Source organism: Thermosynechococcus sp. FA-CM-4201, assembly GCF_054689355.1.
Genome location: NZ_CP079920.1, coordinates 1,099,215 through 1,124,049, shown reverse-complemented (window position 1 = coordinate 1,124,049; position 24,835 = coordinate 1,099,215). Strand labels below are relative to the sequence as shown.

Sequence of the window (24,835 nt, the reverse complement as noted above, 5' to 3'; positions counted from 1 at the left end):
AAGGTTGTCCCCGCACTGATCTTTTTTGGGCCAATGTTTAGGTTTAGACGCCGTGGTGCACAGTTTTCACCCACTTGAGGCGCTTCGCCCGTACTGCCATGCGGAGTGTCGTCGTACTCACGACTGGTAGCCAATGGAGCATATAGAGGGTTCCCCGCAAACTCTGCCAAAAGAGTTGCCAAATGCTCACCGATTGTGCCTGCGGAATACCCCGCAACATCCCCACCATCGAAATCGTAAAGCTCAGTGTCGTCAGGGGCACCAGCAGCGGGCTACGATGGCGCAGCACGGCCATCAGCAAGTCGGGAATTGTGGCCGTAGGAATGGCATATTTGATCAAAAACCAGCAGAGCACATCCCAGCTTTTTTGCCAGCCGAGGCGATTGCGCAGCAAGGGTTGCCAGTAGTCGAGATAGCTTTGGTAGCCCCCCTCACCCCAGCGATTGCGTTGGTGCCACAGTGCCAGGAGTGTAGTCACGCCCTCTTCCTCTACCGCTGGATTCATCAGCACGTCAATCTGCCAACCGTGGAGATGCAGCTTCAAACTGAGATCCAGATCGTCAGTAATGGTTTCTTCATTCCAACCGCCGCAGCGCTCTAGGGCTTGTCGCCGCACAAATTGGCCATTGCCCCGCAGTTCTCCCATGCCGCCACAGGCCACCCGCTGCTGTTGATAGTAGGCATCAAGGATCATTTCTGCGGCTTGGCCTTGGGTTAGTAAGTTAATCTCGGCATTACTAATCGCTTTGCGCACTTGCACCGCGCCGACACTGGCTACTTGAAAGCGGTTGACCACCTCTTGCAGGAGATCTTGGGGTACCGTGGCATCAGCATCAAAGACACCAATAATGTCTCCGCGGGTCAGGGGCAACACCTGATTCAGGGCACCGGATTTGCCGCCCCCCGCCCCCGGCAGCCGCCGCAGCACCTTGAGGTGAGGATACTGCTTTTGTAGTTCGTTCAAAATATCGGGGGTGCGATCGCTACTGTTGTCATCAATAATCCACACCTCGTAGTGGGGATAATCCAAGCGGCAAAGGTTTTTCACGAGGCGACCAATCACCGCTTCTTCATTTTTCGCCGCCACCACCAAAGACACCATCGGCTGCACACTTTCTGTGGCCCCTAAAGCAGGTAACGTTTGCGGCTTGGCTCGCCAGTAGCGCAGCGTTTGCAAACTCATCAGCAGCGTTAGGGCATAGATCAGCCAAATGCCACCCACAATGAGATGCAGGGCGATCGTGCTCCCCCAAATCAGAGAGAGCGCTAGGAAAGCCTTGCGACGGCGACCCTCAGAACGCGGTTGTAATGGAGGACTCTCTGGGGCATCAACCCACTCCGACAGGAGTTCGTCGAGGGGATCGGCTTCGTTGTAGAAACTGTTTTCGGGCCAGGAATTCTCCGGCATAGGTCACCTGATTGAGAAACCAGTACTTATCCACTCCCTTAAAGAAGCTGGGAATGAGATAACACCACACTGTGCAGCCTTCGCAGACGGAGAGTCGGCCTTGGGAGCGGCGATACTCCTCTACCACCTCGGAGGACTTGTACAGTTCGTACAGGCGACCATTGATGGGGACTCCCTTCTGCGCAAAGTGGTAGCACGGTAGCAGCAACTCATCATTGGGGGAAATGGCAATGACTGCATCCACCGCCTTGCAACGGGGATTTTGGGTATTGTTTCCCCCCGCACGGATGAGGGCTAATGCTGCCTTATTGTAACCAACATTGTTATACTTCTTCGCATTTTGTTCAATGTGGTCGGCAATTTCAGGGGTGGGGTTCTTCTTGTCGTTGTAGTTTTCATGGGCAGTAAAAGCGGGGTTCAACCAAACCCGTACCCCCAGACTCTGGGCAAATTCGGCTACCTCACCAATGCGTTCATAATTTTGAGCAGTGACGGTGTGATTTAGCACCGGATATTCGCCAAGCTCAAGGGCAATTTTGACGGACTCCACCAGCGTGTCAAAAATTTTCACACCCCGCGACTGATCATGGGTGGCCGCATCAGGCCCATCGAGGGAGAAGTTCAAGAAATCCACCAAGCCCTGAATTTCCTTGGCACGGCGGGGATAGAGAATCGTGTTTGTCGTCATGCTGGTAATGAAACCGAGACGCTTGGCTTCACGGTAGATGGCTGGGGCATCGGCACGCAGCAGCGGTTCACCCCCCGTAAAGTCCACATATTTCACCCCCAAACGTTTCAAATCGCGGAGATTGGTTTGGATAGCGCTAAAGTCAGCTTCTTTACCCGGTTCCAGTGCCCAAATGTCGCAAAAGTGGCAGCGGGCGTTACAGCGGTAGGTCAGGTAGTAGTTAGCAACCAGTGGACGCATTGGGTATCTTCCTTAACGAATTCAAGCAAGGCCAAGATGAATGGGCAAAAGCAGTAAATGAGTTTATGCAAGCAATTGAAAAATTTCTAGACAAAACTTCATTAGAGTTTGAGTTGCTGAACAGTTTAGCACTCTGCTGAGCTGAAGGACGGCGATTCCTCACCTGAAGCGGCTGCAAGTTTAGCAATGCTTATTATTAATAAAGATTTTTTATATCAAAACCGTGTTGCTATTTGCCTAGATTATCTTTTACCGTGAGGGTATGCGCAATTGTGAGGACAGCCCCATGAATCAACTCCTTGCCCAACGCACACCTACTTCTTTAATGACCAAAATCCGTCAGTGGTTAATGACTTATCCGATCACAACGCCAGCGATCGCCCACCGCATTTGCCGCCTGATTCCAGCCCAATGCCCCTTTGCCCGCACCCTCTCCCTCTTCGGTCGGCCAGTCATCACCATTCCCCCCCTGTGTAAACTCAATCCCTTTTATGAGGAGGTCGTGATGCTGCGTTTTCGTGCCCTCACCTACCTCAGCGATGTCTGCCAAGAGGACATCAGCCAATACGTCTAGGCAGCGAGGAACTTGCAGTTGCTATACGATTAAAATGTATAGCTTTGTATCCATGGTGCCCGTCGCATGCTGAAAGCCCTATTTGGCGATCCCAATCAGCGCAAGGTTAAAAAGTATCAACCCCTTGTGGTCGAGATCAACCTGCTGGAGGAGCAAATTCAGCCCCTAAGCGATAGTGAGCTACAGGCGAAAACGGCTGAGTTTCGGCAGCGACTCGACAATGGCGAGACCCTCGATGATTTACTGCCCGAGGCCTTTGCCGTGGTGCGCGAAGCCTCACGACGGGTACTGGGGATGCGCCACTTTGATGTCCAGCTCATCGGTGGCATGATTCTCCACGATGGCCAGATTGCCGAAATGAAAACGGGGGAAGGGAAAACCCTCGTGGCCACGCTGCCGGCCTACCTCAATGCCCTAACGGGCAAAGGAGTGCACATTGTTACGGTCAACGACTATCTGGCACGGCGGGATGCGGAATGGATGGGGCAGGTGCATCGCTTTTTGGGTCTGACGGTCGGGCTGATTCAGCAGCACATGGCTCCCCAAGAGCGGCAGAAAAGCTATGCCTGCGATATCACCTATGCCACCAACAGCGAAATTGGCTTTGACTACCTGCGGGACAATATGGCCACATCCATGGCCGAAGTGGTGCAGCGTCCCTTCAACTACTGCATCATTGACGAGGTGGATTCGGTACTGATTGACGAAGCCCGCACCCCCCTGATTATTTCAGGTCAAGTGGAGCGTCCCACCGAGAAGTACCTCAAGGCGGCTGAGGTTGCCCGTCTTCTGAAAAAGGACGAGCACTATGAGGTGGATGAAAAAGCCCGCAATGTGCTGATGACCGATGAGGGGTTTATCGAGGCGGAGAAACTGCTGGGGGTCAGCGATCTCTATGACCCCCAAGACCCTTGGGCACACTATATCTTTAATGCTATCAAGGCCAAGGAACTCTTCCAGCGGGATGTGAACTACATTGTCCGCAATGGTGAAGTGGTGATTGTGGATGAATTCACGGGACGGGTCATGGTGGGTCGCCGCTGGAGTGATGGCCTGCATCAGGCGATCGAAGCCAAAGAAGGCCTCGACATTCAAAATGAGTCGCAAACCCTCGCCACAATTACCTACCAAAATCTCTTTTTGCTCTATCCGAAGTTGGCGGGGATGACGGGGACAGCTAAGACCGAGGAGGCAGAGTTCGAGAAAATCTACAAGCTAGAAGTGACGGTGGTGCCCACCAATCGCCCCAGTCAGCGGCGGGACTTTCCCGATGTGGTCTATAAAACCGAGCGGGGTAAATGGCTGGCCGTGGCCTCTGAATGTGCCGAGATTCACGCTACGGGTCGCCCAGTGCTCGTGGGTACCACCAGTGTTGAAAAGTCGGAGCTATTGTCCCAACTGCTGCGGGAGTTGGAAATTCCCCATAACCTGCTGAATGCCAAACCCGAAAATGTGGAACGGGAGTCGGAGATCATTGCCCAAGCGGGCCGCAAGGGCGCAGTGACAATCTCAACCAACATGGCCGGCCGAGGCACCGACATTATCTTGGGGGGAAATGCCGACTACATGGCACGCCTCAAGGTGCGGGAATACTTTATGCCTCGCATTGTCATGCCCCCCAGTGATGACCCGATGATGCTGTTGGGGCTGAAAATGGATCGCGGCGGTGGCCAAGGCTTTAGTCAGGCGGCGCAGAAAAACTGGAAGGCCTCGCCGGGACTCTTCCCCTGCGAAATTAGTAAGGATGCGGAAAAGCTGCTGCGCCATGCGGTGGATGTGGCGGTCAAGACCTATGGTGAACGCAGTTTGCCGGAGTTGCAGGCGGAGGACATGCTGGCGATCGCCTCGGAGAAAGCACCGACCCAAGACCCTGTGATTCAAGCCCTGCGGGATGCCTTTAACCGTATCCGCGAAGAATATGAGGTGGTCACCAAGAAGGAACATGAAGAAGTGGTGGCCCTCGGTGGCTTGCATGTGATTGGCACAGAACGCCATGAATCGCGGCGGATTGATAACCAGTTGCGGGGACGGGCCGGACGCCAAGGCGACCCCGGATCCACACGCTTTTTCCTGAGCTTGGAAGATAACCTGCTGCGCATTTTCGGGGGCGATCGCGTCGCCAGTATCATGAATGCCCTGCGCGTTGACGAAGATATGCCCATTGAATCGGGACTCCTCACCCGCAGCTTAGAAAATGCCCAGCGCAAGGTGGAAACCTACTACTACGACATCCGCAAGCAGGTCTTTGAATACGACGAGGTGATGAATAACCAGCGGCGTGCCATCTATGCTGAGCGGCGGCGGGTGCTGGAAGGGGAAGACCTCAAGGATCGGGTGCTGGAGTACGCCGAAAAAACCATGGATGACATTATTGCCGCCTATGTCAATCCCGATCTGCCGCCAGAGGAATGGGATTTGGAGGGCTTGGTGGCCAAGGTGCAGGAATTTGTCTATTTGCTGTCGGATCTGCGCCCTGAGCATCTAGCCCATCTCAGCGTACCGGAGATGCAGGCCTTTTTGCATGAGCAAGTGCGCACCGCCTACGAGCAAAAAGAAGCAGAAATTGAGCGCATTCAAACGGGTCTGATGCGGCAAGCGGAGCGGTTCTTTATCCTGCAACAGATTGACCTGCTGTGGCGGGAGCACCTACAACAGATGGATGCCCTGCGGGAGTCGGTCGGCCTACGGGGCTATGGCCAAGAGGATCCCTTGGTGGAGTACAAACGGGAGGGCTATGAATTGTTCTTGGACATGATGGTGATGATTCGCCGCAATGTTGTGTATTCCCTCTTCCAGTTCCAGCCCCAAGTGGCACCGCCCCCAGAGGAAGTGTCCTCGTCCTCAGATCAGGCCTAGCCGAGTTGCCCAAAATTGATCCTCGGTGCTCTGGAGCAATCTGTAGCGCCACAGGGTCAACTATACTGGCAGAGTTTCAGTAGGCATGGTGTGGCGTTGAGCGTGTTGGCAAGATCGGCTTCTCGGGTTGTTGGCAGTGGCATTGCACTTGCGATCGCTAGCTCCAGCACCAATATCGCGTTACCTCAGGAGATTCAGGGCGATCGCCTGAACTTAAATGGCCGCGACTACCCCGTGGCTTGGCAGCAGTGGCGCGATAACCAAAATCAACTGCGCACAGGGATTAGCGATGGTGGCCTTGCCAATCGCCTGGGGGTGCTCCTTGGGGATACCACGGATCCGTTTCAGCAACCAGTGGCGTGGTTTCAGGCGCAATTTAGCCCCTTGGCGGTACGCTTTAGCCCCAACGGCATGTATCGCTACTTGGACATCACACCGTGGATTGAGCAATATCAGTGGCAGGTGCAACCCCAAGGCAATACGCTCCAGATCAGTACTCCCGCGGCACGGATTCTCAGTTGGCGGCAGGGACGACAACCTTGGGGCGATCGCTGGGTCTTTGAATTGGATCGCCCTACCCCTTGGCAAGTGAATCGGCTCACCTTTAGCCGCACTGGTCTCACCCCCCGCGATCTGAGCCTGACCATTGAAGCGACGGGACAGTTGGCCACGATTCCCAACGTCAAAATTACGGCTACCCCCAATCGCACCGTTCTGGAAACACAAATTCCCGGCACGGCTCGCCCCGTGGCCTCAATGCTGCTCAATCCACCGCGTCTAGTGATTGATTTCCGTAGTGATGCGCCGCCACCGCGGACGATTCAATGGGCACCGGGGCTACGTTGGCAACAGCAAACCGTTACCCTCGGCGGTCGTCAGTTTCCTGTGGATCTGCTGATCATCAATCCCCAACAGCCGGGGCTGCGTCTGCGTCCCCTCGGCATGACCCCCACAACCTTGGTGGGCCTAGCAACACTGCCCGAACTGGCTCAACGCTGGCAAGCCGCCGCTGCTATTAATGCTGGGTTCTTTAATCGCGATCGCCAAGCTCCCTTGGGGGCAATTCGCAGTGAGGGCAACTGGCTCTCAGGCCCGATTCTCAATCGCGGTGCCATTGGCTGGGACGATCGCGGCCAGATGATTGTCGGTCGCCTGAGTTTGCAGCAGCGGGTGAGGACGCCCGCCGGTACGGTGCCCATTGTCACGTTCAATTCTGGCTATGTCCAAGGCGGTCTTGCCCTCTATACCCCCAGTTGGGGTGCAAGTTACCAAGGGAAAACGGGCAGTGAAGTGGTCATCACGGTGCGCAATCAGCAGGTGGTGGGGCAGCAACCGATCAATAACAATCAAGCGGTGCCTATTCCCGCAGATGGCTTCCTACTGGTGGCACGCAACTTTAATTCCGCCTTGGCAAACTTCCCACCGGGAGCTTCCGTGCAACTGGAAACCACGGCTGTGCCCGCTGCCTTCAATAGCATGCCCAATATTGTCGGTGCCGGTCCTCTACTGGTGGATCAGGGGCGAGTGGTCTTGAATGCCGCGCTGGAGCAATTTGGAGCGGGTTTGGATGCGCAGGCAGCCCCCCGCAGTGCCATGGGTAATCGCAGTGATGGCAGCATTGTCTGGGTCACCACCCACAACCGTATTGGGGGTATGGGGCCAACCCTCGCCGAATGGGCACAAATTGTCCGCCAGTTGGGCTTGATCAATGCCGTCAATCTGGATGGTGGCAGTTCCACGGCTCTCTACATTGGTGGGGTCTTGGTGGATCGCCATTCGGTGACCACAACACGGGTCAATAATGCCATTGGCGTTTTTTGGCAACCCTAGAGATAGGCCAAGGGATCGCTGGGTTCGCCATTGAGGCGCACTTCAAAGTGGAGGTGGGGGCCTGTTGAGAGTCCCGTCGAGCCAACCTCAGCAATGGGCTGTCCCTGTTGCACAAATTGGCCTTCCCGTACGAGCAATCGCTGGGCATGGGCATAGAGGGTCGTCATGCCGCCGCCATGATCGAGAATCACAGTTTGGCCGTAGCCCCCTGACCAACCGGCAAAGATCACGGTGCCCGCTTCAGCAGCAAAGATGAGGGTGCCAAAATCCGCGCCAAAGTCCACACCCGCATGGAACCGCCGTGTACCTAAAATTGGGTGAATCCGCCAACCAAAGGGACTGGTCAGCGGTGCTTGAATCGGGTAGGCAAGACGGCCACTGCGGGGAAGGGGTGGGGCGCCCCTAGGGACATAGCCGAGGCGTTGGCTAATGAGTTGCTGAATGGCGGCACTATCACGGGCGAGTTGGGCTTCAATGGAGGCAAGGGCTTGGCGATCGCTCCGTAGGCGAGCAATGAGTTGCCGTTGGTTGGCAGCTTCGCGCTCATAAATGGCCTGTTGCTGTTGCAGTTGTTGGCGTAGGGCTTGAATGAAGCGCTGTTGCACTTGAATTTGTCGCTCCTGCTGCTGAAGTCGCTCGCGATCGCGAACCAAGGTGGCCAAGTGCTGGCGATCGCGCTCATAGACCTGACGCAGACGCCCCTGCTGCTCAAACCAATCATTAAGGGTTTCCGCCTCAAAGACCATTGCCCACTGGGGAATCTCACGGTAGCGTTGGAGCCGCCGCAGGCGATCGCTAATCACGGCCACACTGGCTTCGTAGCGCTGGCTGAGGGTTTGTTGCTGTTCCTTGAGATCTTTGAGCAGTTTTTCCGCTGCTTGCAGGCGATCGCTGGCCGCCATTAACTGCTGCGTTGTCGTGTCCACATTGGTTTCCAAACTCTCAAGGCGATCGCTCGCTGCTGCCTCAAGGCGTTCCAGTTGTTGACGCTGCTGACCCACCGCCTGCTGGTGCTGCTGATGTTGTTGGATCACCCGCTGCCAATACTCCAAGTTCTGGGAGGGCGCCGTTGCCCAAGCCGCCAAAGTCACGCCTAGCATCACTAGCAGCCCAAGGCAAAGGTATAGCCCGTAGCGGTATTGCTTTGGCATTGACCGTCCCCAACACCCCCCTAAAAAAATACCTTCAAAAATTACGTTGCCGTGAGTCGCATTATCCAACCTTGGCTGCCTGCTGCAGAAAGCGAATCGCCCACTGTGGATGGCCGCCCCAATGGAGATGGAGATAACTGGCGTGGATTTGAGAATTGCCCCAGCCCTCTGCTTGACCGTCCAATTGCCACAGCGGCGTTGGCGGCGGCACACTCAAACAGGAATAGTGAAATTCATGGCCTTGAACCCTCTCTCCTGCTTGCAGACACACCGTTGTTTGTAAAGCCGTGGCTTGGCGATAGCCGAGGGTGAGTTTTTTAGCCATGTGGGCAACCGTCGGTAAGTATCCCACCAAAGGGTAGTCGTGTCCCTCAAAGGTTTGGATGCCTTGGCTGAGGTACATCAGGCCACCACACTCGGCATAGAGGGCTAAGCCCCCTTGAATGGCCTGCCGCAGGGACTCAAGAAACGAGTGATTCGCCGCTAACTCTGGGGCAAACACCTCTGGAAAGCCACCCCCCAAGATCAAACCCTGCAGACCGGTGGGCAAGTGGGTATCCCGCAAGGGCGAGACCGGAATTAACGTTGCTCCCAAGGCTTGGAGCAGATCAAGGGTGTCAGCGTAGTAAAAGTGGAAGGCAGCATCTTGGGCAATGCCAAGGGTGACTTGAGTCAGAGGGGAAACGCTAAAAGGGGGCGCTGCGGGGCTGGGGGCAGGGGCAAGGAGTGGCAGGAGTCGCTCCCAGTCAAAACAGGTGTTTCCCAAATGGGCAAGGCGATCGCCGAGGTGCTGAAATTCCCGTGATTCGTGGGGCGGCACTAAGCCGAGGTGGCGACTGGGGAGTGCCAAGGCCTGATCGCGATAGATGACGCCGAGAATGGGCACCCCAAGGGGGGCAAGGGCAGCTTCTAACATTTGCCGATGGCGATCGCTGGCGACGCGATTGAAGACCACGCCGGCAATCTGGAGAGAGGGATCATAGTGGCAGAAGCCATAGACCAAGGCCGCCACCGAAGCCGCCTGTTTTTGCACATCCAAAACCAGTAGGATGGGAGCCTGCAAGAGCTGGGCAATGTGTGCTGTACTGCCCTCATGGCTCCCCCCGCGGCCATCAAATAGCCCCATCACCCCCTCAATAAGTACCGCATCCATCCCCTGACTGTGATAGCCGACGCAGGCACGGATATAGTCAGCACTGGTGAGCACCGCATCGAGGTTACGGCAGGGGCGACCACTAATCGTGGTGTGAAACAGCGGATCAATGTAGTCAGGCCCCACCTTAAAGGTTTGGACGCGCTGCCCCCGTGCCGTTAAGGCTGCATTCAAGGCCAAAGCCACCGTTGTTTTGCCGACACCACTGCGATCGCCCGCTATCACCAACGTCATTCTTAATCCCGTTCCCCAAGAAAAATCAATCTATGGCCAGAATCCATCGCAATGCCTGCATTTCAGGGAGATTCCCTACCCCAGCCGCCGTGAGAGCGCCCCCCCACCCCTGTAAGATAGGAGACTAAGCGTGCAGTCAACAGTTGGGTCAGGGTCTATGACAGCGGTAACTTCGGTGCCCAGTTTCTGTGAAGGAATCCAGTATTTTGGCGACGATTGGCCAGATTGGCAACGGTATGGTCAAAGCCCGCTCCTCAATGCCCAACAGAGTGCCCTCACAGACTTAGACACCCCCGAGGCCGCCTATCAAACGCTCCTCTATGCCGATGCCCTGCGCTATTTGATTTTACAGATGACCGGCAGTAAGGCCTCAGGTCACCCCGGCGGTTTTGCCAGCCAAGCGGAAGCCTATGCCGCCCTAGTCATGCTGGGGCACAAAAATATCATCACAGAAGTAGGGCACCACGCCCCCGGCTTCTATGCCGCCATGTTCTTGGATCGCTCCCTAGAAAAGATGGGTATTTATACGGTTCAAGACCTGCGCGATCGCTTCCGCGAAAAACATGGCCTTTTGGGTCACCTCTCTGGTTATATTCCGGGGATTCTAGCCCCCGCCGGTCCCCTCGGACAGGGACAGCACTTTGCCATGGCCGCTGCTTGGTTACACCGCCAGACCCTCTTTCCCTTCACCTTAGGCGATGGCGGTCTGGGGGAACCCTACGTCATGAGCAGTATGGCCCACTTCCACACCGCTTTCCCAGAGGTCACCAACTTTCTGCCCGTCCTCGTCTGGAATGGCTTTAGCCAAGAGCACCACAGCATGGTCTCCCGCAAAACCAATCCGGAAATGATGGCCTACTGGCACGGCAATGGCTTCCAAGAGGTGGTGCTGGTGGATGCCAAGGACTTTGACGACAGCGGCCAAGAGGGCGATTACGTGGATAGCACGCTCTTTTCCTTTGGTCAGCGATTGGCCTTCATGCAGGCGGTGCTCAAGGGGGTGCAGGAGGCGGCGCGATCGGCCCTCTCTGGTAAGTTAACGGTCTTTATCCTCAAACAACTCAAGGGCGCCGGCGTTCATGCCAAAGGGGCAAAATCCCACAATCTCTATGCCCAGCACACCCTCGACAACCCTGATATTGTCAATGCCCTGAAAGCCCGTGCCCTTTCCCCCGCTGCTTGGGAACTGGTGCGCCAAAACTGTGTTGCTGCGGCCGGCGGGCCTGCGGCAGAGGTGGTGGTGACTGAGCAGGTCTTGGACTTACCCTCGCTCGGTGAGATTGCCCTTGAGGCCTATGAATTGGGAGAAAACAAGGTGGCAACCACAGCCATGGGGCGGATGGTGGCTGAAGTGGGGCAGCGCGATCGCCGTTACCTCGTCACGAATGCCGATGGCAATGAGGCCTCTGGGATTGGCAACATCAACCAAGCCCTGAAGATCATTCACCCGACAACGGATCCCCTCTACAACCAAGTCCCCAATGGCCAAGTCTATGAACCCCTGAGCGAGGATGCCTGTGCGGGGCTGGCGGCAGGGTTGTGCTTGATGGGGAGCCGCAGCCTTTGGTGCTCCTACGAATCCTTTGCCATTAACGGCCTTCCCATTTGGCAAACGGTCACCCAAGCCATGGCCGAACTCCGTCGCCCCACACCCGCCACAGTGACCCTTTATACTGCGGGAGCCCTTGAGCAAGGGCGCAATGGTTGGACGCACCAACGCCCAGAAATTGAAGCCTACTATGCTGCCCTGTTGCGCAATGGCAATGTCTTTGCCCTCTTTCCCCCCGATGCCAACAGTATTCAAGTGTGCTATCGCTGGGCACTGACGGCGCAAAACAAGGGAATTGCCATCTTTGCCAGTAAAACTCCCCTACCGGTGCGCACCACCTTTGCCCAAACCGAACAGGCCCTTGATGATGGTGCAGTAACCCTCTACGAGTCTGCCGCCGGTCGTGCCACATTGGTACTGGCGGTGCTGGGGGACATGATTTTGCAACCGGTATATAATGCCCTGCCCCAGTTAGAGCAGCTTGGTTATCGGGTGCGGCTTGTCTCGGTGATCAATCCGCGGCGACTGTACCGCCCCAGCGATGTTGCTTGGCAAACCTGTGCTGAACCCGATGGTGGCTTTGCCGATGAGGCCACGTTCCAGCGGCTCTTTGGCGGCGATGCCCTTTTGGGAATCACGGGCGGGCCTGCGGCGTTACTGGAGCCAATTCTTTTGCGTGCCACCTGTCCCCGCGATGTGTTGGCTTGGCAACGGGGAGAAACGACGGCTAGCCCCGCCGAACTCATGGCCTACAATGGCCTCACCGCCAAAGCAATTTGCGATCACGCCCGTTCACTCCTGAAGTAAGTGCCCATGACTGCCGCCCATCAAAAAGCCCGTGCCCTCAAGCCCGGTAGCCCCCGCCCCGCCAAGGCACTGTGCAGTGAGTGTGGCCTCTGCGACACCTACTATATCCACTACGTCAAGGAGGCCTGCGCCTTCCTTAATCAGCAGTTTGAGACGCTCGAGCAGCAAAGTCATGGCCGTGCCCGTGATCTTGATAATTGGGACGAGTGCTACTTTGGCGTTCACCAGCAGATGATGGCGGCTCGCAAAACCGAACCCATTGCAGGGGCGCAGTGGACGGGGATTGTCAGCAGTATTGCCATTGCCATGTTGGAGTCGGGACGGGTGGAGGGCGTTGTCTGCGTTCAAAATAGCGAGAGCGATCGCTTTACCCCCAAGCCCGTGATTGCCCGCACTCGCGAAGAGATTCTGGCTGCTCGCGTCAATAAACCCACCCTATCTCCCAATCTTTCGGTGCTGGAGCAGGTGGCGCAATCTGGCCTGAAACGGCTGTTGGTGATTGGTGTCGGCTGCCAAATTCAAGCCCTGCGTGCGGTACAGGACAAACTGGGTCTTGAAAAGCTCTACGTCCTGGGCACTCCCTGCGTGGACAACGTCACCCGTGCAGGTCTGCAAAAATTCCTTGAAACCACCAGCCGATCGCCCGAAACCGTGATTTACTACGAGTTCATGCAGGACTTTCGCGTACATTTCAAGCACAGCGACGGCTCCACCGAAACCGTACCCTTCTTTGGCCTCAAAACGAATCAACTCAAAGATGTCTTTGCCCCCTCGTGCATGAGTTGCTTTGACTACGTGAATGGCCTTGCCGATCTGGTCGTGGGCTACATGGGCGCTCCCTTTGGTTGGCAGTGGCTGGTGGTGCGCAATGAGCTTGGCCAAGAAATGCTCGATCTTGTGCGCGATCAATTGGAAACGCAACCCGTCACGAGTGCCGGCGATCGCCACGCTGCCGTGCAACAAAGCATTCCTGCCTACGATAAAGGCGTCACGCTCCCGATGTGGGCGGCGAAACTAGTCGGCCTCGTGATTGAGCGTATTGGCCCCAAAGGGCTTGAATATGCCCGCTTTTCCATTGACTCCCACTTCACCCGCAACTATCTCTATGTGCGGCGCAACCATCCCCAAAAACTCGCCGCTCACGTGCCTGCCTTTGCCAAAAAAATTGTGGATCAGTATCAACTCCCCGCCCAATAATCACCATAAAAAAAGCCCCCCTGTGGGGAGCCATATTTGGACTTATCACTAGAGAGGTTTAGGAGCGACCTGTTTAGGCTTCAATGCTTGGGGCAATCATCGCCACAGGAGCCGATTCACCGCTTGCCAAGTCGAGGGGGAAGTTGTGGGCATTGCGTTCGTGCATCACCTCAATACCAATGTTGGCGCGGTTGATGATGTCGGCCCAGGTATTGATCACATTCCCTTGCGCATCCACAACGGAGTGGTTGAAGTTGAAGCCATTGAGGTTGAAGGCCATCGTGCTAATGCCAAGGGCAGCAAACCAGATACCCACCACTGGCCAAGCAGCGAGGAAGAAGTGCAGCGAGCGGCTGTTGTTGAAGCTGGCGTATTGGAAGATCAGCCGACCAAAGTAACCGTGAGCCGCCACGATGTTGTAGGTTTCTTCCTCTTGACCAAACTTGTAGCCATAATTGGTGGATTCGGTTTCAGTGGTTTCCCGGATCAGGCTAGAGGTCACCAGAGAACCGTGCATAGCGGCAAACAGGGCACCGCCAAAGACACCGGCCACACCCAGCATGTGGAAGGGGTGCATGAGAATGTTGTGCTCAGCTTGGAACACAATCATGAAGTTGAAGGTACCAGAGATGCCCAGCATCAGGCCATCGGAAAAGCTGCCTTGACCAATGGGGTAGATCAACAGCACAGCCGTTGCCGCTGCCACGGGAGCCGAGAAGGCCACAGGAATCCAAGGCCGCATCCCGAGGCGGTAGCTGAGTTCCCACTCCCGACCCATGTAGCAGAAAATGCCGATCAGGAAGTGGAAAACAATCAGTTGGTAAGGGCCACCATTGTAGAGCCACTCATCAAGGGAAGCGGCATCCCAGATGGGGTAGAGGTGTAGCCCAATGGCATTAGAGGAAGGCACCACTGCCGCTGTAATGATGTTGTTGCCATAGAGCAAAGAGCCGGAGACAGGCTCACGGATGCCATCAATATCCACGGGGGGCGCCGCAATAAAGGCAATCACAAAGCAAATCGTTGCGGCAAGGAGCGTCGGGATCATGATCACCCCAAACCAGCCAATATAAAGGCGGTTTTCTGTGCTGGTAATCCAATCGCAAAAACGCTCCCACAGATTCGCTGTCTGACGACGTTGCAGAACTGTAGTCATAGTCGTTATGAATCCATGAATAACAACAGAACTTAAGCAGCAGCAATGAACGCTGCAAGCTCTTGTTTATTGATTATATGGTTATATTTCTGAGTGGCAAGAGGTTTGAGGTCAGCTTTTATAGAATCAAAAGACCTTTATCTATCTATTGATTTTTATCAATCTTTTGGATTGACGTTGCGTGGATGCTAGCGTCTCTGATATTTGGGCTTTTACTCTGTTGAGCCTGTTCAATCCCTCTGTTTAAGCAATAAAAAACCGCCCCTCGATGCAGGAGCGGCTGTGTCAAAGTTCAGCAGATGAGCGTTACTTAGCCGTTGATGCTCGGAGCAATCATGGCCACAGGAGCAGACTCAGCGTTGGCCAAGTCGAGGGGGAAGTTGTGAGCATTGCGCTCGTGCATCACTTCCATACCCAAGTTGGCACGGTTGATGATGTCAGCCCAAGTGTTGATCACGTTGCCCTTGGCATCAATGACCGAGTGGTTGAAGTTAAAGCCATTGAGGTTGAAGGCCATCGTGCTGATACCCAGAGCGGTGAACCAAACCCCGACCACCGGCCAAGCGGCGAGGAAGAAGTGCAGCGCACGGCTGTTGTTGAAGCTGGCGTATTGGAAGATCAGACGGCCAAAGTAACCGTGGGCAGCCACGATGTTGTAGGTTTCTTCCTCTTGACCGAACTTGTAGCCGTAGTTGGTGGATTCGGTTTCGGTGGTTTCACGGATCAAGCTGGAGGTCACCAGAGAACCGTGCATGGCGGAGAACAGAGCGCCACCAAAGACACCCGCCACACCCAACTGGTGGAAGGGGTGCATGAGGATGTTGTGCTCAGCTTGGAACACAATCATGAAGTTGAAGGTACCAGAGATACCGAGGGGCATCCCGTCAGAGAAGCTGCCTTGACCAATGGGATAGATCAAGAAGACCGCAAAGGCAGAGGCCAAGGGGGCAGAGTAGGCCACGCAAATCCAAGGCCGCATACCGAGGCGGTAGCTGAGTTCCCACTGGCGACCCATGTAGCAGGAGGCACCCAACAGGAAGTGGAAGATGATCAGTTGGTAAGGGCCACCGTTGTAGAGCCACTCATCGAGGGAAGCAGCTTCCCAAATGGGGTAGAAGTGCAAGCCAATGGCGTTGCTAGAGGGGACAACTGCACCCGTGATGATGTTGTTGCCATAGAGCAAAGAACCAGACACAGGCTCACGGATGCCATCGATGTCCACAGGGGGCGCAGCGATAAAAGCAATCACAAAGCAGATGGTTGCGGCCAGCAGGGTGGGGATCATGATCACACCAAACCAGCCCACATAGAGGCGGTTATCGGTGCTGGTCACCCAGTTACAAAACCGCTCCCACAAATTCGCGCTTTCGCGACGTTGGAGAGTTGTGGTCATAGTCGTGATAAGTCCAAAATATATTACCAGTTACAAACCCTTGAAAACAGTTATAAACTGCAAGGGCTTAAGCATTAACTTAATATTTGCCCCAAGGGATCGGGGAGAGGCCTAAATTATTGTTAGTAAAGCTAAATAAGTAGTTGTATTTATTTATTTTTCTTAATGATTTTATTTCCATTGATTGCGAGCGATCGCCCCCCCTGAGGACAAGCTCAAGGGTTAAGATATTTTAAGCAATCGTGTTTAGGGCAGAGCCTTCCCATGCGCGTAATTTTAATGACTGGCAAAGGTGGCGTTGGTAAAACCTCAGTGGCGGCAGCAACGGGGTTACGCTGTGCTGAGTTGGGGTACAAAACGTTGGTGCTGAGCACCGATCCCGCCCACTCCCTTGCCGATAGTTTTGACCTCGAATTGGGGCATGTCCCTGTGCCCGTCGCCGAAAATCTCTGGGGAGCCGAACTCGATGCCCTCATGGAATTGGAGGACAACTGGGGAGCCGTCAAGCGCTACATTACCCAAGTCTTGCAGGCGCGGGGGCTAGAGGGCGTTCAAGCTGAGGAATTGGCGATTTTGCCGGGGATGGATGAAATTTTTGCCCTTGTGCGGATGAAACGCCACTATGACGAAGGCCAATACGATGTCCTGATTATTGACTCTGCCCCCACCGGTACAGCACTGCGGCTGTTGAGCCTACCCGAGGTGAGCGGCTGGTATATGCGCCGCTTCTATAAACCTTTGCAGCGGATGTCCGTGGCCTTGCGACCAATTGTGGAGCCAATTTTCAAGCCCTTGGTGGGGTTCTCTTTGCCTGATCAAGAGGTCATGGATGCCCCCTATGAATTCTATGAGCAGATTGAAGCCCTTGAAAAAGTCCTCACCGACAACACGCAGACCTCAGTGCGCTTGGTGACCAATCCCGAAAAGATGGTGATCAAGGAATCCCTTCGTGCCCATGCCTATCTCAGCCTTTACAATGTGGCGACGGATTTAGTGGTGGCCAACCGCATTCTGCCAGAGACCGTGCATGATCCCTTCTTTGCCCGCTGGAAAGAAACCCAGCAACAGTATCGCCAAGAGATTCACGACAATTTTCGCCCCCTGCCCATCAAGGAAGTGCCCCTGTTTGCTGAGGAACTCTGTGGTTTAGCGGCACTGCACCGCCTGAAGGAGACCCTCTACGCTGATGAAGATCCAGCTCAGGTCTATTACCAAGAGCAAACGATTCGGGTGGTGCCCAGTGATGGCCAGTACAGCCTTGAACTCTATCTACCGGGGGTACCCAAGGAAAAAATTGAACTGAACAAGACGGCGGATGAGTTGAATATTCGCATTGGCAACCATCGTCGTAATATGGTGCTACCCCAAGGATTAGCAGCGCTGCAACCGGTGGGCGCGAAGATGGAGGCGGACTACCTGAAAATCCGCTTTGCTAGTGCCACCAGTGGCTAATTCGGCTAATCAATGACTGATGAGACTTGCCACTGTGACAACGACTGGGCTGGCGATCGCCACCACTAATCTGACTAAAGTTTATCGTTCTGGCCATCACGAGACGCCTGTTCTTCAGGGAATTAACCTGCAAATCCAGCGCGGTCATATTCATCTGCTGATGGGACCTTCGGGGTCGGGGAAAACCACCCTGCTCTCGATTTTGGCCGGCATTCTTGCCCCCACTAGTGGCCAAGTGGTTGTCTTAGGCCAAGAGATTACGCAACTGTCCAAGGCTGCACTGGCAAAATTTCGCCTGCAAAATATTGGCTTTGTCTTTCAGAGTTTTAATCTTTTCCCCGCTTTGACCGCACTGGAAAACGTTGAAATTGCCCTCAATCTTAAGGGCATTAAAGGTCAAAAAGCCAAGGAACAAGCAGCAGCGCTTCTTAAGGCCGTTGGTTTGGGCGATCGCCTTGAGTTTGTGCCGGCAAATCTTTCTGGGGGTCAGAAACAGCGGGTGGCCATTGCCCGTGCCCTAGCGGGTGAGCCGAAGATCATTTTTGCCGATGAACCGACGGCTTCCCTTGATTCCCAAAATGGCCAACAGGTGATCAAAATTCTCTACAAGCTGGCAAAACAAAACGGCTGCACAGTGTTGATTGTTACCCATGATCCACGGATTACAGCCATTGCCGATCGCATCACCAAAATCGAAGATGGCAAAATCAGTGACGGTTAAGCCTGCTCCCGTTGTACCCAGCGTTCCCAAAGGAGTTGCAGCGTCAGAGCGACAAGACCCACGGCAATAATGCTAAAGACCCCCGTTGCGAGGGTACACAGGCCCACCACAAGGGTGCGCACGGCCACGGCCAAGCTATAAACCAGTTGATTGTGGTAGCTCACTGCGTGAGTGGCAAAGACGTAGGCGATCGCCCCTGTTAACCGATAGAGGAGAATCCCCAGCGTGCCAGCAATCAGCGCACCGGTTAGACAGCGTAATGGGTTAGTTTTTGGGGGGAGAAGGGTCATGGACGGTATTTACCTTTGTGAGCCGATGATTCCAGAATACGGTAGCCAATGTCACGACGATAGTAGCAGTCGGCAAATTCAATGGCGCTGACACCCGCATAGGCCTTGGCTTGAGCCGTGGCAAAATCAGGAGCTAAAGCGGTAATGTTCAATACGCGACCGCCATTGGTGTACCATTGCCCGTCCTGCCAGCGCGTTCCAGCATGGAAAACGAGCACCCCTTGGGCGATCGCTGCGGGAATGCCCTGAATCACATCCCCCTTGCGGTAACTCCCCGGATAGCCCCCCGCCGCCATCACGACCGATAGAGCCACCTCATTGCGCCATTGTAACGCTCCCAAACTGGCTAAGCGTCCCTCGACACAGGCCAAGAGCACCTCAATCAGAGGGGTTTCCAAGAGAGGGAGAACCACTTGGGTTTCGGGATCACCAAAGCGACAGTTAAATTCCACCACGTAGGGATCCCCTGTGGGCGTCACCATCAGACCAGCATAGAGCACCCCACAGTAGTGGATTCCCCGATCCTGCAACGCCCCTAGGGCAGGTTCAAGAATCGTCTGTTGAATCCGTTGCATTAACTCTGGTGTCACCCAAGGGACAGGGGCATAGACCCCCATTCCCCCCGTATTCGGACCTGCATCCCCTTCGCCAACGCGCTTATGGTCTTGGGCGGGCAGCAGCGGCAGAATGGTTTTGCCATCCGTAACAGCGAGTACGGAGACCTCTTGCCCCTCTAGTACTGATTCAATGACCACCTGTTGACCAGCGGCGCCAAATTCACCCCCAAAAATCCGCTCAAGGGCAGCGATCGCCTCCGCTTCTGTGGCCGCTACCGTCACTCCTTTACCCGCCGCTAAACCATCGGCCTTAATAACAATGGGTGCCCCTTGGGCTTGGACATAACGAGCGGCCGCCTCATAGTTGTCAAACACTGCCGCCTTGGCCGTAGGAATCTGAGCCGCCTCCATGAGCGCCTTTGCCCAAGCTTTACTGGCTTCAATTTGTGCCCCTGCTTGGCTAGGGCCAAAGACAGGAATCTTTAGTGCTTGCAGGCGATCGCTTAAGCCAGCGGCAAGGGGAACCTCTGGCCCGACAACCACTAAATCAACGTTATTCTCTTTGGCAAATTCACCAATGCCCGTGAGGTCGGTGGCTGCAATGGCCACATTCTCACACCGCTCTAGGCAGGCTGTGCCCCCATTACCGGGGAGACAATAGACCTGTGTCACGCGAGGAGAATCGAGTAATTTCCAGGCGATCGCGTGCTCTCGACCACCACTGCCAACGACAACGACCTTCACAGATGCACTCCCAAAAGATAGGCCATATTTTTGAAATTAATCTTCAGGAGATTACCAAGTTTATCAGTGACTCTCCGCACGCCCTAAAGGGACGGCGGCTTCTCAATGCTGTTAAACACTGAGCTACATCGGGTATGAGCATAAAACCTTAACCCAATGGGGGGAGCCATGACCCCAACTACTGGGACTGCCATGAGACCCAGATACTTTCTGCGAAGATTTATCGCACCCACGCCGTCCCTGTGGAATTGAAATCCGCAAGCGCAGCGATACTCTCGCCCTGATGGTTTGTGGCGTTTTCCACAGGCAGGACAAGTTTGAGTCGTGTACGCTTCATTTTGCAGAACGGTTTTCATGCCCGCTCGATGACATTTGTACTCCAGCATCTGGCGGGTTTGTCCTGACGGCATTTGGTGGATTTTTTGATTCGCCTTTTTGCTGTACTTGGCTGACTTGCGAATATCGCGAATGTCCCCAATTACAACGGTTTGCACGTTTCTAGCTTTGAACGTGGAAACAAGTTTGCTGGTCTGCTTATGCAGAATATCTTTGATCTGATGGTTTAGCTTTGAAAGTTGTCTGCGTTTTGATTTAATTAGCCGTTTACGGCGCTTTGAACCGGGCTTTTTGGTATCAATTAGCGAAGACAGCTTGCCTTTGAGCTTGTTTTGATAACGACGCTTAGAACGTAACAATCGCCCATTGAGGATAAAAGTCTGTTCGCCATCATGGACAACTGCAAGGTGGATTTCGCCTAAATCTACGCCTACTACGGCGCCTTCCTCGATAGGTGCAACAGGTTCGTCTTGGTAAATCGCCCTCAGTTCATACTGCTCGCCGTCCCAGCCCATTTCAACCATCTTAGGAACATCCCATGCCCAATCAATGACTAATGGTTCGTTGTCCCGTCCGTTAGACAAGTATAGCTTGCCATTTTTTACTTTGATAGCCGATGATTTCCACTGCACCCTATAAAACCGCCTGCGTCTGCGGGGCGGACGTGCGTCTGGGTCTGATTGGCGTCTCTCGCGCCAAGACTTGAGGGAAGTAAAGAAGCTTTGGACAACTGCATCCGCAGAATGGGCGTGGAGCTGATTTTCAGGGTCGTTGGGCAACCAACGCATTAAAGAAGATGATTTAAGCCAGATGCCTTTCTTACGAACCGTTCGCCAAAAACTGACAACCGTCTGTGAATACAACTCGCCCGCTGCACGGGAAAGCGTTTGCATTTGTTCGCTGTTGCCAATCTTTAACTTGCGGACGGTATAGCTCATTGGGCGATAAGTAGCTTTTGTCTTGCCATTGTAGCTCAGTGCTTCTTCATCAGCGGCTCTATCGAAAAATTAAACTCCTTGAGTGGCTGAAGCCAGAAAGCGCCTAACTGCTTAGGTTAAAACCGTAGCCGCTTGCGGCGGGCTAAAGCCCATTGCTGTCAACAGGCAACGTTCTCGCCAAAGGCAACGAAAAACAACAGTCTGCGATCGCCCTGCAAGGCAAATTTAACCAGTTGACAAGGCCATGATTTTCCTGATAGTCTAAAAATCGCTCAAAAATTGGGACTGTAGTTCAATCGGTTAGAGCACCGCCCTGTCACGGCGGAAGTTGCGGGTTCGAGCCCCGTCAGTCCCGTTAAAGTTATAAAACTTTACATTAAGTTGTTCAGGGATAACTTGCATAGTTGCTTTTTGGGCACTGGATAACCCTATAAGTGCACTGGTTATCCAGAGGAAGTCTTATGGCAAAACCAACTCTTGAGTTTATTCCCCTTCGACCAGCGGTCTGTAGTGACAAGGAGGTTAGCCTTGATGTTTTGGTTAAAATTACACCTCCGACCTGCGATCGCCCTACTCACCGCCCTCCACTGAATCTTGGCTTGGTTATTGATCGCTCCGGTTCCATGTCAGGGCAAAAGATTGCCTATGCCCGTGAAGCCGCTAGTTTTGTTGTGCAAGAACTCTTGCCTAGCGATCGCGTGAGTATCACCATCTTTGACAATGCAATTGATACCTTAGTACCCAATACACCCGTTCTTGATAAACCTTATCTCCTCAGTCGCATTCGCACGATCCAAAGTCGCGGTTCCACAGCTCTGCATCAAGGCTGGGTCACTGGTGCGGAACAGGTGAAAAGCTACTATGAGGCTCAACGCCTGAATCGGGTTTTACTTCTATCCGATGGACTAGCTAACGTTGGTGAAACAAACCCAGATCGTATCGCCCAAAATGTCCACCAATATGCAAGCCAAGGAGTGAGTACCACGACGCTGGGAATTGGTGCCGACTATGATGAAGACCTGTTAGCAGCGATGGCCAGCAGTGGTGATGGTAACTTCTATCACATTGAAACTCCAGAGCAGCTACCAACGATTTTTCAGAATGAATTGCAGGGGTTGATGACGACTATTGGTCGCAGTGTCACGTTGTCCATCCGTCCCCAAGGCGCAGTGTCCATCAGTCGAATGCTGAATCGGCTGCCTCAAACAGAGACAGGAGCCTACAAGCTATCTAATTTAGTTATGGGAATGCCCCTGAGCCTTGTTGTGCGGCTGCGGGTGCCGGCAATCACGACAACACCCTCTGCCCCCCTGTTGAACGCAACCCTCGAGTGGTTGGACACCGCCTCAGTCCCACAAGCTTTGACAGAAGCTTTGTGTCTTGATGCAGTACCTCAGACGCAGTGGGAAACATTGCCTGAAAATCCTCAAGTTCAAGAACAAGTTTTACTACTTGACTCTGCTGCTGCCCGCGAAGAAGCCATTGCTTACGCTGATCAGGGCAACCTAGAACGTGTCAATGAAATTTTAACTCATCGCATTAGTTGCTTGATGGCCGTTGATCTCCATGGGCATGAGTCTCCAGAGATTGCTCAAGAATTAGCTGCACTTCAGAATCTCAAAGCAGATTTGGATAATCGGAATGTGCAAATGATGCGCAAAAAAATGCGTTTCGAGGCTCATCAGCGTCACTGGAGTAAACCAAAAGAATAGTCTAATCTCTGCTGAAGGTTACCGTTGGGCTTGGCTACCATACATGGCCTGTAGAACCACAGCAGGGTTGACCAGTTGCCCTCGGTGGCGGAGCGTCCAGTGAAGGTGAGGTCCGGTGGTGCGCCCTGTCATGCCCACTCGACCAATACGTGCCCCCGTAGGTACCCGCTGCCCCTCTAGGATGAAAATGCCACCGGCGCGATCGACCATGGCTCGTCCTTGGGGGGTCTGCTCAACCCGCCCCATCATGTGGCAGTAAACATGTTCCCAAGCCCCCGATTGAATCCGTACCAGCGTGCCACAGGCGGTGTGATCGGAAACTTCAATCACCTGCCCAGCCCACCAATTGCGGATATAGCTTCCTTGGGGAGCGGCAAAATCAAGGCCATTGTGAAATTCGGTCGTGGGTTCCCCCGTGGGCGATCGCCGGTAGCCAAAGGGAGAGGTATAGCCTTGGAAATTTTCCACAGGAAAGGAAGCATCGCTCCAGCGGAGTGTCCCTGCACCAGTATTTTGGGAGGGTTGACTGAGTTGGGGAATTGCAACCGTGCTACCCAAGGCGATCGCTAGTGCTAGACTGATTCGCTGCCAATGCATATCAAACTCCTCACATCTTTTTTGGCCTACGGCCTTAGACCGTCATTAATGCACACCGTTCCCTATTCTAGGGACGTAGGATATTTTCAGGTAACGGGAAAATCAAGATGGCTGTTAACGACCCCCAGCAACCGGCGGAAGTGACTCAATCAAGCCTGCGCGATCGCCTGCGAGCCGAGGCAGCCGCTCCCTATCGGGGACTACGCCGCGTTTTCTATGCCGTTTTTGCTGCTTCTGGCCTCATGGGTGCCTTTATCCTTGGCCTCAAGGGATTAGCGGGCACGGCAGGTGATGATTTGGTGTGGAATCTGGCATTACAAATCGGAGTGGTTGCCCTGATGGTTGCCCTCTGGCGTTGGGATCGCGGCTAAACTGCTTGAGCGAGCAAAAAGCGATCGTGGCCACTGAGATCGTGGAGAATCTCCACCCGTTCATAGGCTTGGCTGGCCACTGCTAGCGCCGCCACTGCTTCCCCTTGGGTTGCCATCAATTCGATAAAGAGCCAGCCTTGGGGCTGAAGATACTCTGGCGCCGTCTCAACAATCTGGCGAATTGCCTGCAAGCCATCCGCACCACCATCGAGGGCAAGGGAGGGTTCATGGTACTGCACTTCAGGCTGAAGGGTAGCCACTAGGCTGGTGGGAATATAGGGGGGATTACTGACAATGCCCTGCACCTGCCCTTGGAGATGGGTCAGGGGGTCAAACCAATTGCCAACATAGCAGCGCACGCGATCGCCCAAAGCGTACTTTTGAATATTCATTTGCGCGACTTCGAGAGCCTCAGGGCTACAATCCACGGCATGAACGAGCGCTGCCGCAAATAACCGCGCCAAGCCAATGGCGATCGCTCCGCTCCCCGTACCCAAATCCAGCCAATGCCCCTGTTGCTGCCAAGGGGGTACCGTTGCTGCCACCACTTCTAGGAGTTCCTCTGTTTCTGGCCGGGGAATCAACACACTGGGGGTGACGACTAATTCCAGATCATGCCAATGAACCGTACCAATGAGATATTGCAGCGGGACTCGCTCTTGCCAGCGGCGTTGCCAGCGCGCTTGGAGGTCTGCAAGGGGCAGTTTCAGAGGAATCTGGGGTGGAAGTCGGCGCAGTGTAATATCAAGGGGACTCAACTGTGTGAAGGCACTGAGAAATTGTTTTAACTCCCGTAGGCCACTCTCGCGCTCAGGGGCTGGAATCATCGCCTCTGCCCAGTGCCACCATGCTTGGAGTGCCTCGCTACTCACGAATATATC

General features: G+C 54.3%; 20 protein-coding genes and 1 tRNA gene. 10 read left to right on the top strand and 11 right to left on the bottom strand.

Translation table 11 applies throughout. The features are described from left to right. Positions 1–43 precede the first annotated feature (43 nt). A complete protein-coding gene (locus tag KV190_RS05475) occupies positions 44–1,408 on the bottom strand; it encodes a glycosyltransferase family 2 protein (RefSeq protein ID WP_460194937.1) in 1,365 nt (454 codons plus the stop codon). Continuing rightward, positions 1,329–2,336, bottom strand: a complete 1,008-nt coding sequence (locus KV190_RS05470) for a radical SAM protein (protein WP_460194936.1) — start codon at positions 2,334–2,336, stop codon at positions 1,329–1,331. Before KV190_RS05470 ends, KV190_RS05475 begins: the two co-directional genes overlap by 80 nt. 262 nt (positions 2,337–2,598) lie before the next feature. Between KV190_RS05470 and KV190_RS05465 the strand changes: the two genes are divergently transcribed. The 3 genes from KV190_RS05465 to KV190_RS05455 all read left to right on the top strand — a co-directional run bounded on the left by KV190_RS05465 (position 2,599) and on the right by KV190_RS05455 (position 7,596). Continuing rightward, on the top strand, positions 2,599–2,910 hold the full coding sequence (locus tag KV190_RS05465; RefSeq protein WP_460194935.1) for a Mo-dependent nitrogenase C-terminal domain-containing protein: 312 nt from the start codon (positions 2,599–2,601) through the stop codon (positions 2,908–2,910). 66 nt (positions 2,911–2,976) lie between these two features. Next, the gene (gene secA, locus KV190_RS05460) at positions 2,977–5,766 is read left to right on the top strand and encodes a preprotein translocase subunit SecA (RefSeq protein WP_460194934.1); all 2,790 of its coding nucleotides are present in this window, start codon (positions 2,977–2,979) and stop codon (positions 5,764–5,766) included. Positions 5,767–5,868: 102 nt separating this feature from the next. Then, positions 5,869–7,596 (top strand): phosphodiester glycosidase family protein, encoded by a 1,728-nt coding sequence (locus tag KV190_RS05455; RefSeq protein ID WP_460194933.1) that lies wholly within the window; start codon positions 5,869–5,871, stop codon positions 7,594–7,596. On the opposite strand, the gene KV190_RS05450 is transcribed toward KV190_RS05455, so the two are convergent. Further along, a complete protein-coding gene (locus KV190_RS05450) occupies positions 7,593–8,747 on the bottom strand; it encodes a M23 family metallopeptidase (protein WP_460194932.1) in 1,155 nt (384 codons plus the stop codon). The genes KV190_RS05455 and KV190_RS05450 overlap by 4 nt on opposite strands. Before the next feature lie 61 nt (positions 8,748–8,808). After that, the gene (locus tag KV190_RS05445) at positions 8,809–10,134 is read right to left on the bottom strand and encodes a cobyrinate a,c-diamide synthase (RefSeq protein ID WP_460194931.1); all 1,326 of its coding nucleotides are present in this window, start codon (positions 10,132–10,134) and stop codon (positions 8,809–8,811) included. 157 nt (positions 10,135–10,291) lie between these two features. Between KV190_RS05445 and KV190_RS05440 the strand changes: the two genes are divergently transcribed. After that, positions 10,292–12,490 (top strand): phosphoketolase family protein, encoded by a 2,199-nt coding sequence (locus tag KV190_RS05440; protein WP_460194930.1) that lies wholly within the window; start codon positions 10,292–10,294, stop codon positions 12,488–12,490. Between the two features lie 6 nt (positions 12,491–12,496). Further along, positions 12,497–13,687, top strand: a complete 1,191-nt coding sequence (locus KV190_RS05435) for a Coenzyme F420 hydrogenase/dehydrogenase, beta subunit C-terminal domain (protein ID WP_460194929.1) — start codon at positions 12,497–12,499, stop codon at positions 13,685–13,687. A gap of 73 nt (positions 13,688–13,760) precedes the next feature. Here KV190_RS05435 and psbA (KV190_RS05430) read toward each other — a convergent pair whose 3' ends face one another. After that, the gene (psbA, locus tag KV190_RS05430) at positions 13,761–14,843 is read right to left on the bottom strand and encodes a photosystem II q(b) protein (protein WP_181494996.1); all 1,083 of its coding nucleotides are present in this window, start codon (positions 14,841–14,843) and stop codon (positions 13,761–13,763) included. Positions 14,844–15,153: 310 nt separating this feature from the next. Further along, entirely contained in the window at positions 15,154–16,236 is a 1,083-nt protein-coding gene (gene psbA, locus KV190_RS05425) for a photosystem II q(b) protein (RefSeq protein WP_460194928.1), read from the bottom strand. Positions 16,237–16,500: 264 nt separating this feature from the next. On the opposite strand from psbA (KV190_RS05425), the gene KV190_RS05420 reads away from it, so the two are divergent. Together KV190_RS05420 and KV190_RS05415 are read left to right on the top strand one after the other, a co-directional pair. Continuing rightward, positions 16,501–17,688 carry a TRC40/GET3/ArsA family transport-energizing ATPase gene (locus tag KV190_RS05420; RefSeq protein WP_460194927.1) on the top strand — a complete coding sequence of 396 codons (1,188 nt, stop codon included), beginning with the start codon at positions 16,501–16,503 and terminating at the stop codon, positions 17,686–17,688. A gap of 19 nt (positions 17,689–17,707) precedes the next feature. Then, positions 17,708–18,409 carry an ABC transporter ATP-binding protein gene (locus tag KV190_RS05415; protein ID WP_460194926.1) on the top strand — a complete coding sequence of 234 codons (702 nt, stop codon included), beginning with the start codon at positions 17,708–17,710 and terminating at the stop codon, positions 18,407–18,409. Here the strand turns inward: KV190_RS05415 and KV190_RS05410 are convergent. The 3 genes from KV190_RS05410 to KV190_RS05400 all read right to left on the bottom strand — a co-directional run bounded on the left by KV190_RS05410 (position 18,406) and on the right by KV190_RS05400 (position 21,274). Then, positions 18,406–18,699, bottom strand: coding sequence for a DUF3082 domain-containing protein (locus tag KV190_RS05410; protein WP_206200680.1), 294 nt, complete (start codon positions 18,697–18,699; stop codon positions 18,406–18,408). The genes KV190_RS05415 and KV190_RS05410 overlap by 4 nt on opposite strands. Further along, the gene (gene purD, locus KV190_RS05405; protein ID WP_460194925.1) at positions 18,696–20,000 is read right to left on the bottom strand and encodes a phosphoribosylamine--glycine ligase; all 1,305 of its coding nucleotides are present in this window, start codon (positions 19,998–20,000) and stop codon (positions 18,696–18,698) included. The genes KV190_RS05410 and purD overlap by 4 nt, the downstream gene beginning before the upstream one ends. Positions 20,001–20,083: 83 nt before the next feature. Then, complete coding sequence (locus KV190_RS05400) at positions 20,084–21,274, bottom strand: RNA-guided endonuclease InsQ/TnpB family protein (RefSeq protein WP_460194924.1); 1,191 nt, start codon at positions 21,272–21,274, stop codon at positions 20,084–20,086. Positions 21,275–21,555: 281 nt separating this feature from the next. Here KV190_RS05400 and KV190_RS05395 point away from each other — a divergent pair. Together KV190_RS05395 and KV190_RS05390 are read left to right on the top strand one after the other, a co-directional pair. Beyond that, positions 21,556–21,629, top strand: a tRNA-Asp gene (locus KV190_RS05395). A 106-nt stretch (positions 21,630–21,735) separates the two neighbouring features. Beyond that, positions 21,736–22,986 (top strand): vWA domain-containing protein, encoded by a 1,251-nt coding sequence (locus KV190_RS05390; RefSeq protein ID WP_460194923.1) that lies wholly within the window; start codon positions 21,736–21,738, stop codon positions 22,984–22,986. Positions 22,987–23,004: 18 nt separating this feature from the next. On the opposite strand, the gene KV190_RS05385 is transcribed toward KV190_RS05390, so the two are convergent. Beyond that, a complete protein-coding gene (locus tag KV190_RS05385; protein WP_460194922.1) occupies positions 23,005–23,583 on the bottom strand; it encodes a M23 family metallopeptidase in 579 nt (192 codons plus the stop codon). Between the two features lie 107 nt (positions 23,584–23,690). On the opposite strand from KV190_RS05385, the gene KV190_RS05380 reads away from it, so the two are divergent. After that, positions 23,691–23,954 (top strand): DUF3493 domain-containing protein, encoded by a 264-nt coding sequence (locus KV190_RS05380; RefSeq protein WP_460194921.1) that lies wholly within the window; start codon positions 23,691–23,693, stop codon positions 23,952–23,954. On the opposite strand, the gene prmC is transcribed toward KV190_RS05380, so the two are convergent. Then, on the bottom strand, positions 23,951–24,826 hold the full coding sequence (gene prmC, locus KV190_RS05375) for a peptide chain release factor N(5)-glutamine methyltransferase (protein ID WP_460194920.1): 876 nt from the start codon (positions 24,824–24,826) through the stop codon (positions 23,951–23,953). The genes KV190_RS05380 and prmC overlap by 4 nt on opposite strands. Between the last annotated feature and the right edge of the window lie 9 nt (positions 24,827–24,835).